The sequence below is a fragment of the Pseudomonas sp. UMAB-40 genome (genome assembly GCF_900095275.1).
GTDB classification, from domain to species: domain Bacteria; phylum Pseudomonadota; class Gammaproteobacteria; order Pseudomonadales; family Pseudomonadaceae; genus Aquipseudomonas; species Aquipseudomonas mandelii_B.
Genome location: NZ_LT607557.1, coordinates 192990 through 204811 on the forward strand (window position 1 = coordinate 192990; position 11822 = coordinate 204811).

12 protein-coding genes and 1 riboswitch are annotated in these 11822 nt (G+C 61.3%); of the genes, 9 read left to right on the top strand and 3 right to left on the bottom strand.

Translation table 11 applies throughout. The annotated features are described in order from the left end of the window. Nucleotide 1: 1 nt before the first annotated feature. Nucleotides 2-1516: a tripartite tricarboxylate transporter permease gene (locus K0F88_RS12150; protein WP_219095211.1), complete on the top strand. Its 1515-nt coding sequence runs from the start codon at nt 2-4 to the stop codon at nt 1514-1516. Beyond that, complete coding sequence (locus tag K0F88_RS12155) at nt 1509-2552, top strand: AbrB family transcriptional regulator (protein ID WP_219095212.1); 1044 nt, start codon at nt 1509-1511, stop codon at nt 2550-2552. Before K0F88_RS12150 ends, K0F88_RS12155 begins: the two co-directional genes overlap by 8 nt. A gap of 84 nt (nt 2553-2636) precedes the next feature. Here K0F88_RS12155 and ung read toward each other — a convergent pair whose 3' ends face one another. Beyond that, nucleotides 2637-3329 (bottom strand): uracil-DNA glycosylase, encoded by a 693-nt coding sequence (gene ung, locus K0F88_RS12160; protein ID WP_090453656.1) that lies wholly within the window; start codon nt 3327-3329, stop codon nt 2637-2639. 132 nt (nt 3330-3461) lie between these two features. Between ung and K0F88_RS12165 the strand changes: the two genes are divergently transcribed. Further along, nucleotides 3462-4574 carry an enoyl-CoA hydratase/isomerase family protein gene (locus tag K0F88_RS12165; protein ID WP_219095213.1) on the top strand — a complete coding sequence of 371 codons (1113 nt, stop codon included), beginning with the start codon at nt 3462-3464 and terminating at the stop codon, nt 4572-4574. A 116-nt stretch (nt 4575-4690) separates the two neighbouring features. Here the strand turns inward: K0F88_RS12165 and K0F88_RS12170 are convergent, their stop codons facing one another. Both K0F88_RS12170 and K0F88_RS12175 read right to left on the bottom strand, forming a co-directional pair. Further along, nucleotides 4691-5131, bottom strand: a complete 441-nt coding sequence (locus tag K0F88_RS12170; protein ID WP_094468690.1) for a hypothetical protein — start codon at nt 5129-5131, stop codon at nt 4691-4693. A 167-nt stretch (nt 5132-5298) separates the two neighbouring features. Next, nucleotides 5299-5541 (bottom strand): hypothetical protein, encoded by a 243-nt coding sequence (locus tag K0F88_RS12175; protein WP_094468691.1) that lies wholly within the window; start codon nt 5539-5541, stop codon nt 5299-5301. Nucleotides 5542-5818: 277 nt separating this feature from the next. Further along, nucleotides 5819-5919: riboswitch (guanidine-I (ykkC/yxkD leader) on the top strand. Nucleotides 5920-5981: 62 nt separating this feature from the next. Between K0F88_RS12175 and K0F88_RS12180 the strand changes: the two genes are divergently transcribed. The 6 genes from K0F88_RS12180 to K0F88_RS32350 all read left to right on the top strand — a co-directional run. Continuing rightward, the gene (locus K0F88_RS12180; protein ID WP_219095214.1) at nt 5982-7049 is read left to right on the top strand and encodes a putative urea ABC transporter substrate-binding protein; all 1068 of its coding nucleotides are present in this window, start codon (nt 5982-5984) and stop codon (nt 7047-7049) included. A 15-nt stretch (nt 7050-7064) separates the two neighbouring features. Next, nucleotides 7065-7880 carry an ABC transporter permease gene (locus K0F88_RS12185; RefSeq protein WP_077749608.1) on the top strand — a complete coding sequence of 272 codons (816 nt, stop codon included), beginning with the start codon at nt 7065-7067 and terminating at the stop codon, nt 7878-7880. Continuing rightward, nucleotides 7877-8665, top strand: a complete 789-nt coding sequence (locus K0F88_RS12190; RefSeq protein WP_219095215.1) for an ABC transporter ATP-binding protein — start codon at nt 7877-7879, stop codon at nt 8663-8665. Before K0F88_RS12185 ends, K0F88_RS12190 begins: the two co-directional genes overlap by 4 nt. Before the next feature lie 12 nt (nt 8666-8677). Continuing rightward, the gene (locus K0F88_RS12195) at nt 8678-9403 is read left to right on the top strand and encodes an urea amidolyase associated protein UAAP1 (protein WP_219095216.1); all 726 of its coding nucleotides are present in this window, start codon (nt 8678-8680) and stop codon (nt 9401-9403) included. Between the two features lie 11 nt (nt 9404-9414). Continuing rightward, nucleotides 9415-10056: an urea amidolyase associated protein UAAP2 gene (locus K0F88_RS12200; RefSeq protein ID WP_219095217.1), complete on the top strand. Its 642-nt coding sequence runs from the start codon at nt 9415-9417 to the stop codon at nt 10054-10056. Between the two features lie 280 nt (nt 10057-10336). After that, the coding region (locus K0F88_RS32350; protein ID WP_374039714.1) for a biotin carboxylase N-terminal domain-containing protein at nt 10337-11822 on the top strand (1486 nt) is incomplete at its 3' end.

Here is an 11822-nt window from a genome sequence, read left to right on the forward strand (position 1 = left end):
TATGGATACGCTTGGTTATTTGAGTCACGGCTTCGGCGTCGCGTTGACCCCTTACAACCTGGTGACCGCACTGTGTGGCACGCTGATCGGCACCGTCGTCGGCCTGCTGCCGGGGCTGGGCCCGATCAACGGCGTCGCGTTGTTGATCCCGATCGCCTTCGCCCTCGGTCTGCCGCCGGAATCGGCGTTGATCCTGCTGGCAGCGGTCTACCTGGGTTGTGAGTACGGCGGCCGGATCAGTTCGATCCTGCTGAACATCCCAGGGGAGGCCTCCACCGTGATGACCACCCTCGACGGCTACCCGATGGCCCGTCAAGGCATGGCGGGCGTGGCGCTGTCGCTGTCGGCCTGGAGCTCATTCATCGGCGCCTTCATCGCCACCTGCGGGATGGTGATCTTCGCGCCGATCCTGGCGAAATGGGCGATTGCCTTCGGTCCGGCGGAATACTTCGTGCTGATGGTATTCGCAATCGTCTGCCTCGGCGGCATGGCCGGCGATCGACCGCTGAAAACGTTTATCGCGGCGTTGATCGGTCTGTTCCTGTCCACCGTCGGCATCGATGCCAACAGCGGTGTCTATCGCTTTACCGGCGACAACATTCACCTGACCGACGGCATTCAGTTTGTGGTGCTGGTACTGGGCCTGTTCTCCATCAGCGAAATCCTCTTGCTGCTGGAAAAAACCCACCGGGGCCAGGAAGCGTTCAAAGCCACCGGTCGCATGATGTTCAACTTCAAGGAAGCGGCTTCGGTGTTCTGGGTGAACATGCGTTGCGGTGTGCTCGGGTTCATCATGGGCGTGCTGCCGGGTGCCGGTGCGACACTGGCCAGTGCCGTGGCCTACATGACCGAGAAACGTATCGCTGGCCCAAGCGGAAAATTCGGACAAGGCGACAAACGTGGTCTCGCCGCCCCGGAAACCGCCATCGGTGCCGAAGCGTGCGGTGCGCTGGTGCCGATGCTGACACTGGGTGTTCCAGGGTCAGGCACCACGGCGGTGATGATCGGCGCGCTGTCGCTGTACAACATCACGCCGGGCCCGTTGCTGTTTCAACAGCAACCGGACATCGTCTGGGGCCTGATCGCGTCGTTGTTCATCGCCAACATCATGCTGGTGATCCTCAACATCCCGATGATCCGCATCTTCACCCGCATCCTCGCCGTGCCGAACTGGGCGCTGGTGCCGATGATCGCGATCATTACCGCCATCGGCGTTTTCGCGGTGCATGCCACCACCTTCGATCTGTTCCTGATGATCGGCATCGGTATCTTCGGCTACATTCTGCGCAAGCTCGACTTTCCGCTGTCGCCCGTTCTGCTGGGCTTCATCCTCGGAGGTTTGATGGAACAGAATCTGCGCCGCGCCTTGTCGATCTCCAACGGTTCGCTGGAAATACTCTGGTCGAGCGGGATCACCCTGGGTGTCTGGGCGTTGATCGCGGTGATGTTGCTGGTGCCGATCCTGCGGATCTGGCGCAAACGCTCGGTTGCCCGGCGCGTTGTCGCCGATGTCTGATCGAACACCCTTCAAAGCCTGGTGGGGTACGCCGCTGGTCGGCGCGCTGGGCGGTTACCTCGCCAGTCTGGTTGGCTGGCCGCTGCCGTGGATGGTCGGCTCGTTGCTGGCGATCATCCTGGTGCGCTGCCTGACACCCTGGCAATTGGCGGAAATCCTTGGCGGGCGCAAGTGCGGCCAGTGGGTCGTCGGGATCGGCATCGGCCTGCACTTCACTCCGGTGGTGATGGAGCAGGTGTTGAGTCACTTCGGCCTGATCTTCTTCGGTGCGTTGATCACCAGCCTGTCCGCCGTCGTCGGGGTCTGGTTAATGCGGCGCACCGGGGAGGATCGCGCCACCGCGTTCTTTTCCAGCATGCCGGGCGGCTCCGGCGAGATGGTCAACCTCGGCGCACGCAATGGCGCGGTGCTCAGTCGCGTGGCGGCGGGGCAAAGTTTGCGAGTGTTGGTGGTGGTGCTGTGCGTGCCGGCGGCCTTCAAATACTTGCTGGGTTACGGCGCACCGGTCTTGCACCCAAGCACCGTCAATTGGTGGTGGCTGGCCCTTCTATTCCCGGCAGGTGCGCTGGCGGCCTGGCTCTGGGAACGTCTTCGTCAACCCAATCCGTGGCTGTTCGGGCCGTTGCTGGTGAGTGCGGCGGTGAGCATTGGTTGGGATTTGCACATCGGTTTGCCCAATGGTGGCAGTCAGATTGGTCAATGGCTGATCGGCAGCGGTTTGGGTTGTCATTTCAATCGACAGTTTTTCCGGCGGGCGCCTTCCTTTATGGGCAGGACCTTGATCGGGACGGTGTTGACCATGTTGATCGCAACGGCGGCGGCATTGGGATTGAGTGCGCTGACGCATCTGGATTTGCGTTCGCTGACGTTGGGCATGATGCCCGGCGGCATTGCTGAGATGAGCCTGACGGCGGAGACCCTGCAATTGTCGGTGCCGCTGGTGACGGCGATGCAGGTGATGCGGCTGTTGTTTGTGCTGTTTTTGGCGGAACCGTTGTTCAGGTATTGGAATCGCGAGCCGGAACCAGACCGGTAGACCGAATTGGAGCCTTCGCGGGCAAGCCTCGCTCCTACAGGTCCAGTGCAAGTCCGGTAGGAGCGAGGCTTGCCCGCGAAGCTTTTAGACTGGCGGCAACCGCCACTCAATCGGCGTTTCACCGTTCTGCTCCAGAAACTTGTTGGTTCGGCTGAAGTGCCCGCAACCGAGAAAGCCGCGATAAGCGGACAGCGGTGACGGATGCACCGACGTCAGCACCAGGTGCTTGGTCGCATCGATCAGTTTCTGTTTGCTCTGTGCATGCGCGCCCCACAGCATGAACACCAGATGCGGTTGCTGCTGGCTGACCACTTCAATGATTCGATCCGTGAAAAACTGCCAGCCCTTGTCTTTGTGCGCATTGGCATTGGCCCGCTCCACCGTCATCGTGGTGTTGAGCATCAACACGCCCTGCTCGGCCCAGCTCTGCAGGTAGCCGTGATTGGGAATGTCGATGTTCAGATCGCGTTTCAACTCTTTATAGATGTTCACCAGCGATGGCGGCGCCGGCACGCCCGGTTGCACCGAGAAGCACAGCCCGTGGGCCTGTCCCGGGCCGTGATACGGGTCCTGGCCGAGGATGACGACCTTGACCTTGTCCAGCGGCGTGGAGTTAAGTGCGTTGAAAATCATGGGTCCCGGAGGATAGATTTCCTTGCCCGCCGCGCGCTCCTGTTGCAGGAAGTTGCGCAACTCTGCCATGTAAGGCTGGTCGAATTCGGCACGTAGCGCCTCCTTCCAGCCCGGTTCGAGTTTGATACGGTCATCAGCAGTCATGGTTACATCCGGCAAAAACAATGGGGCGAACCCTAGGAAAGCTGACCATGCTTGTCAATTGATCTGACGCAGATCCGGCACTTTCCTACATAGCGATCATACTGAACGCTCAATTTCCCTATCGAGGTCACGATGAATCTGCACTTCGAAGAACTCACCGGCACCGACGGCGCACGCATCGGCATTGCCAGTCTGGATGCCGAAAAATCGCTCAACGCCCTCTCCTTGCCCATGATCAGCGCCCTGCGCGATCAAATGGACGCCTGGGCCAAAGATCCGCAAATTGTCTGCGTTCTGCTGCGCGGTAACGGCGCCAAAGCCTTCTGCGCCGGCGGCGAAGTGCGCAGCCTGGTCGAAGCCTGCCGCGCTCATCCGGGAGAAGTCCCGCCCTTGGCCGCGCACTTCTTTGCAGCGGAATATCGCCTCGACTTCAATCTGCACACCTACCCCAAACCGCTGATCTGCTGGGGCCATGGTTATGTGCTGGGCGGTGGCATGGGGTTGCTGCAAGGGGCAAGCATCCGGATTGTCACGCCGAGCAGCCGCCTGGCGATGCCGGAAATCAGCATCGGTTTGTACCCGGATGTCGGCGCCAGCTGGTTCCTGTCACGGCTGCCCGGCAAGCTCGGCTTGTTCCTGGGGCTGACCGGCGCACACATGAACGGTCGCGATGCGATCGACCTGGACCTGGCCGACCGTTTCCTGCTCGATGAACAGCAAGAAGAGCTGATCGAAGGCTTACTGCAATTGAATTGGCAGGAACAGACGCCAATGCAGCTCAACAGTCTGCTCAAGGCCTTGCAGCAGGAAGCCGTCGCGCAAATGCCCGCCGCGCAGTGGCTGCCTCGACGCCAGCAAATCGATGAACTGCTGGATGTCAGCGATGTGCGTTGCGCCTGGAAAGCCATCAGCCCTCTGCGTGACCATACGGACCTGCTGTTAAGTCGAGCGGCGAAGACCATGACCGAAGGCTCGCCCCTGACCGCGCATCTGGTGTGGGAACAGATCGCCCGCGCCCGGCACATGTCGCTGGCCGAGGTCTTCCAGATGGAATACACGATAAGCCTCAACTGCTGCCGACATCCGGAGTTCAGCGAGGGGGTGCGGGCACGGTTGATCGACAAGGATCAGAAACCGCACTGGCATTGGCAGGACATCAATACGGTGCCGGATGCGGTGGTGGAAGCGCACTTTCACAAGGTCTGGGAAGGTCGGCATCCGCTGGCGGATCTGTCGGAATACTAAAAAAATGTGGGAGCGAGTCTGCTCGCGATAGCGGTTTGTCATCCAACATTAAGTTGATTGACAGTCCACCATCGCGAGCAGGCTCGCTCCCACAGTAGTGCGTCTAACTGATCAGGTTAACGACGGCCACCCCGGCCATCGTGATCGCCGCGACCGTTATGGTCGCCTCGTCCGCCGTGATTGCGCCCGCCATTGCCACGGTCATCGTTGCTCCAACCGCCGCGGTTACGGCCGTCCCAACCATGGGCCCGGTATTCGCCCCGTTGCGACTGGTAATAACGGGGTGCCGGTTGATAAACCCGCGGCTGATGGTAATACCGCGGCGTTGGCTGGTAATACCGCGCCGGTGGCGCGTAGTACCGGCGTGGCGGCGTGTAATAACCGCCGCCACCTGAATAGTAAGGTCCGCCACCGGAATAATAGGCGGGCGCTGGCGAGGTATAGACCTCGGAACTGTAGTAGCTGCCTCCTCCATCGGAATAGGGCACGCACGCACCAAGAGACAATCCCACTACTGCAATCAGAAGAATTCGGCGGAGCTGTTTTCGACAGAGCATGGCGGCCTCCTGGACCGCGAGTGAGCCATACCAGCGACGCTGGCAGGCGACAGTCAATTATTCGGTGACTGTCGAAAGATCAGACATCGTTTTCCAAATCTGGTGCGTTCCTGAAACAGATTGAAACAAGTCGCCGATGAAAGGTTTTTCATCTATTCACCCGCTGATTAATGGTGGCCACCGCGATATCCACCGCCGTAATGACGTGGCCCGTGTCCACCCCAATAGTAATAGCGATAACCGCCATAAAAGCGCGGGCCGTAGTAGTAGCGCGGTCCGTAATAGTAGGAATAGGGTGAATAGCCGGGGTAGTAATAAGGCGCGGAATAAACATCGTAGCCACCGGCGTAGTAATAGCAGCCGGACAACCCAAGACCGAAAACCACACCGAACAACAGTCGACGAAACATGGCGGCCTCCTGAAAGACCACAACCGGAACAGGCCGGCTGACACCACTTTTGACTGGCAATCCCAAGCTGAGTGCCGAGCGGCCCGGACCTTCAGATCAGCGGCCAGCCCGATCCATTGCGGTGCACCCACGCACCATCACAAGGCAACACCGCCTCCCCTGCCCCAAGCGCTCATCGCGCAATCCCCTACCCTAGAGCCCTCAAACCAACTTGGCACGGCTCTCGCTTTAGCAAACCCGTGCAGGAGTCATCACAAGGTTCGCGGCACCACAATTTGCAATGGCTGACTAGGGTTCCGGCTCGCTAAGGCGAGTGGCTGGTCCGAGAGTTGGCGACCTCCAGTTGAGGTTACACGGCGGGACAAAAGCCCGGGAGACAAGCCACCGTTCGCGGTGCCGCGTTGACTCCTGCCCGCCCTTGATCAACTGGAGAACCACCCATGCTCAAGCTTCGTTTACCCGCCCTGCTCGCCGCTGCTTTCGCAGCCCTCGTGAGCCTCCCGTCCCACGCTGCTCAAAAAGACCACTTCAGCGTCTGCTGGACCATCTACGCCGGCTGGAGGCCCTGGGAATACGCCGGCAGCCAAGGCATCGTCGACAAATGGGCGAAGAAGTACGGCATCAAGATCGATGTGGTGCAGCTCAACGATTACGTCGAATCCATCAACCAGTACACCGCCGGCCAGTTCGACGGCTGCACCATGACCAACATGGACGCGCTGACCATTCCGGCGGCCGGTGGCGTCGACAGCACCGCGCTGATCGTCAGCGACTTCTCCAATGGTAACGACGGCATCGTGCTCAAAGGCGACGGCAAGAAAGTCACCGACCTCAAGGGCATGGACGTCAATCTGGTCGAACTGTCGGTGTCCCACTACCTGCTGGCCCGCGCGCTGGATTCGGTCGACCTCACCGAGAAAGACCTGAAAGTGGTCAACACTTCCGACGCCGACATCTCGGCCGCCTTCAACACCGATCAGGTCAACGCCGTCACCACCTGGAACCCGATGCTTTCAGACATCAAGGCCAAGCCTGCAGTGACCGAGGTCTTCAACTCCAGCCAGATCCCCGGAGAAATCATGGACATGATGGTGGTCAACAGCGCCACCCTCAAAGACAACCCGGCCCTGGGCAAAGCGCTGACGGGTGCCTGGTTCGAAGTGGTCGAGTTGATGAACGCGAAAAACGCCGCCAGCAAGGTCGCACTCGAACACATGGCCAAAGCCTCGGGCACCGACCTGGCCGGTTTCCAGTCGCAACTCGACACCACCAAATTGTTCGCCACGCCCAAGGAAGCCCTGGACTTCTCCACCAGCAAGCAGCTGCCGGAAACCATGCGCAAGGTCGCCGAGTTTTCGTTCCAGCACGGCTTGCTGGGTGAAGGCGCCAAGGACACCAGCGCCGTCGGCATGGCCTTCGCCAATGGCGTGACCAGCGGCGACAAGACCAACCTCAAGCTGCGCTTCGACCCGACCTACGTGCAGATGGCCGCTGACGCCAAGCTGTAAACCGGAGGACTGGCCATGCGCCTGATCAATCGCCACCCGGATCGCCCGAGTCGCCTGCTGTTGGTGATCCTGCCGTTCGCTCTGGTGCTGTTCGCCTACTTCATGGGCTCGGCCGAGCGGCTGACGGACAACCCCAACGACAAGCTGTTGCCGAGCGCCGTGCAGATGACCGACGCGGTGAAACGCCTGGCGTTCACTGCCGACACCCGCACCGGTGAATACCTGTTGTGGCAAGACACCGCATCAAGCCTGCGCCGCCTGGCCATCGGTCTGGGCATCAGTGCGCTAGCCGGGCTGTGCCTGGGCATCGCCGCCGGCACCTTGCCGCTGTTCGGCGCGCCGTTGTCGCCGTTGCTGACGGTGCTGTCGATGGTACCGCCGCTGGCGATCCTGCCGATTCTGTTCATCGTCTTCGGGCTGGGGGAATTGTCGAAAGTGATGCTGATCGTGATCGGTATCACCCCGTGCCTGGCCCGTGATCTGGAACAGCGCGCCCGGGAAATTCCGGTCGAGTTGCTGATCAAGGCCCAGACCCTCGGCGCGTCGACCTGGACATTGATGCTGCGCGTGGTGCTGCCACAACTTTTGCCGCGCCTGCTGATCTCGCTGCGGTTGATGCTCGGTTCGGCGTGGCTGTTCCTGATCGCCGCCGAAGCCATCGCTTCTACCGACGGCCTCGGCTACCGGATTTTCCTGGTGCGCCGTTACCTGGCGATGGATGTGATTCTGCCTTACGTGGTGTGGATCACCCTCCTCGCCTGGCTCATGGATTGGGGCCTGAAACGCCTGACCCAACGCGCCTTTCCCTGGTATGAGGGGGCCCGCGCATGAGCTTCATCACCGTCAAAAACGTCTGGCAGCAATACGCCGATCAAGTGGTCCTCGAAGGCCTGAACCTGAACGTCAACGAAGGTGAATTCTGCACCTTGGTCGGTGCGTCGGGTTGCGGCAAGTCGACCTTCTTGCGCCTGTTGCTCGGCCAGGAACGCGCCAGTCGCGGCGAGATTCTGCTGGACGGTCAGGCGCTGGCCGGCGAACCGGATTCGAGCCGGGGCGTGGTGTTCCAGCGTTACTCGGTGTTCCCGCACCTGACCGTGCTGGACAATGTCGCCCTCGGCCTCGAACTACCGCGCTCGCCCTTGCTCGGGCGCCTGTTCGGCAGCGCCAAAAAAGAAGCCCGCGAACAGGCCTCGGGGCTGCTGCACAAAGTCGGCCTCGGCCATTCGCTGGACAAGTACCCGGCGCAGCTGTCCGGCGGCATGCAACAACGGCTGGCCATCGCTCAGGCGCTGATCATGAAACCCCGCGTGTTGCTGCTCGACGAACCGTTCGGCGCCCTCGATCCGGGCATCCGCAAAGACATGCACGCCTTGCTGCTGGAGCTGTGGCGCGAGACGCAACTGACGGTGTTCATGGTCACCCATGACCTGTCCGAAGGTTTCAGCCTCGGCACGCGCTTGTTGGTGTTCGACAAGGTCCGCGTCGACCCGCACGCCCCCGGTGCCTATGGCGCGCGCATCACCTACGACATCCCTTTGAACAGCGACCGCCGCGTCAACCGCGCCGCCGTCGATGCCTTGCCGGCAGCGCTGGCGGGCACGCTTCGTATCGCTTAGAGGAATTTTGAAATGACTGATTCGACTCAACTGTTCCCGCCCTTCGCCGAAGAAATGCTTCCCGGCGGAGGCCATCGTTCCTTCGTGTTGAAACGCGGCCAATTGCTGCGCCTGACCGACCTGCGCGGCGGCGCCAACGTCAGCCTGACGCTGCTTAATGCCAATGAAAAAACCGAACGCCTGAACCTGCCCGACAGCCTCAAATGCCAACACACCGCCAAGCTCACCAGCGGCCATTGCCTCTACTCGGACATGGGCCGCGTGCTCGCCGCCATCACCGCCGACACCTGCGGCTGGAGCGACAGCCTCGGCGGTGTGCTCTGCGCTGAAGAAGTCGCGGAAAAATACGGCGCCGGCCGTTATCAGGAACTGCGCAACGGCTTCTTCCGCAACGGCACCGACAACCTGTTGGTGGAATTGGGCAAGTGGGGCTTGGGCCTGTCGGATTTGCTGATGACCCTCAACTTGTTCAGCCGCGTCAACGTCGATGAGGCCGGACGTTTCCACTTTGTCGAAGGCAACTCGAAGGCCGGCGACTACATCGAGTTGTACGCGCCGATGGACACACTGGTGGTACTCACCGCGCTGCAACATCCGATGGACCCGTCGCCGGACTATGCCCCCAAACCCCTGAAGCTCAGCTGGATGAACGCCGACGCCAGCGTCGCCGAACACTGCCGCACCTCGCGCCCGGAAAACGAGCGCGGCTTCATCAACACCGACCGTTTGTTCGCCTGAGGATCGCTGCCATGTCACTCGCCATCGCAACCAAACACCAGCAGCCTGAAAACGCGGTGTACCGCGCCACCATCCCGGCCGGCGAACCGTGGCTGATGGAGGTCAAGGCCGGCCAGACCCTGCGCATCCTCGACCTGGAAGGCAATCAGGCCGTCGACACCTTGTTCTACAGCGTCGCCAATCCGAAGGAGCGCTATGACGTGCAACGCACTTTGCGCCGGCAGAACAGCGTCTACCTGAGCACCGGCAGCGTGCTTTATTCCAACCTCGGCAAGCCGATGCTGACCATCGTCGCCGACACCTGTGGCCGCCACGACACCCTCGGCGGCGCTTGCGCGCAAGAGAGCAACACCGTGCGCTACGCCTTGGAGAAACGCTACATGCACAGCTGCCGCGACAACTACCTGCGGGCCTGCGTCCACGACGGGCGACTGGGCAAAGGCGACATCGGACCGAACATCAACTTCTTCATGAACGTACCGGTCACGGCGGATGGCGGGCTGACGTTTGAAGACGGGATTTCGGCGCCGGGCAAATACGTCGACCTGCGGGCCGAGATGGACGTGATAGTGCTGATCTCCAACTGCCCGCAACTGAACAACCCGTGCAACGCCTACAACCCGACCCCTGCGGAGCTGCTGGTATGGAACTGAAATTCACGCGATTGCGTAGATGGTTGTTCGCCTTGTGCCAGGCGCGTTCCGGGCAGTGCCTCAAACCTCAAAAACACCACTAAACCCTGTGGGAGCGGGCTTGCCCGCGATAGCGTTATGTCAGTCGACATCAATGTTGAAAGTGCCGGCCCCATCGCGGGCAAGCCCGCTCCCACAGGTTCGGTGGTGTTCTGAAGAGTTGTGATTTTGCCGTCGGGGACGACCCCGGCGCTCATCGAAAAACTGCGGGACGGCCCGCATCCCCTCCGGGGTCTATGCCATGTTCGAAAAAGTCCTGATTGCCAACCGTGGCGCCATTGCCTGCCGCATCCTGCGCACCCTGCGTGAAGTGCAGGTCAAGGGCGTTGCCGTTTACTCCCAAGCCGATGGCGCGAGCCTGCACATCCTGCAAGCCGATGAAGCCCATAGCCTCGGTGAAGGCGCAGCCGCCGGCACCTATCTGGCGGTCGACAAAATCCTCGCCATCGCCAAAGCCACCGGCGCCACGGCGATTCACCCCGGCTACGGTTTTCTCTCGGAAAACGCTGCGTTCGCCGAAGCCTGCGAAGCCGCCGACATCGCCTTCATCGGTCCGACGCCGGAGCAACTGCGTGTGTTCGGCCTCAAACACACCGCGCGTGCCCTGGCCAAGCAACACGGCGTGCCGATGCTCGAAGGCACCGAACTGCTCGCAAGCCTCGACGCGGCGCTGATTGCCGGTGAACAGGTTGGCTACCCGGTGATGCTCAAAAGCACCGCGGGCGGTGGCGGCATCGGCATGCGCGTGTGCCGCAGCGCGACCGAGTTGAGCGAATCCTTCGAAGCGGTCAAACGCCTCGGCCAGAACAATTTCAGCGACGCTGGCGTGTTCATCGAGAAGTACATCCAGCGCGCTCGTCATCTGGAAGTCCAGGTGTTCGGCGACGGTCGCGGCGAAGTCATCGCCCTCGGCGTGCGCGACTGCTCGGTGCAGCGCCGCAACCAGAAAGTCCTCGAAGAAACCCCGGCGCCGAACCTGCCTGAAGGGATGGCTGATGAGTTGTGTGCGGCAGCGATCAAACTGGCGAAAGCGGTGAATTACCGCAGCGCCGGCACCGTGGAATTCGTCTTCGACAGCGAGGCTCAGCGCTTCTACTTTCTCGAAGTGAACACCCGTTTGCAGGTGGAACACGGCGTCACCGAACAAGTGTGGGGCGTGGACCTGGTGCGCTGGATGGTGGAACTGGCGGCCGGTGATTTACCGCCATTGAGCGACTTGAGTCAGGGTTTGAAAGCCGACGGTCATGCGATTCAGGCGCGGCTGTATGCCGAAGATCCGGGTCGTGATTTCCAGCCGAGCCCAGGCTTGCTGACGGCCGTGAACTTCCCTGCCGCCGATGGCAAACACCTGCGCATCGACACCTGGGTCGAGGCCGGTTGCGAGATCCCGCCGTACTTCGATCCGATGATCGCCAAGGTCATCAGCTGGGCGCCGACCCGTGAAGAGGCCGCTGCCGACCTGCATCAGGCGCTGGGCGACAGTCTGCTGTACGGCGTGGAAACCAACCGCGATTACCTGCGGCAAATTCTGCTCGATGCGCCGTTCGCCAGCGGCCAGCCGTGGACCCGTTGCCTGGAAGGCCTGGTGTATCAGGCCAACACCTTTGAAGTGCTCAGCGCCGGTACTCAGACCAGCGTTCAGGACTATCCCGGCCGTCTCGGTTACTGGGCGGTGGGCGTGCCGCCGTCAGGGCCAATGGACAGTCGAGCGTTGCGGCTCGGTAATC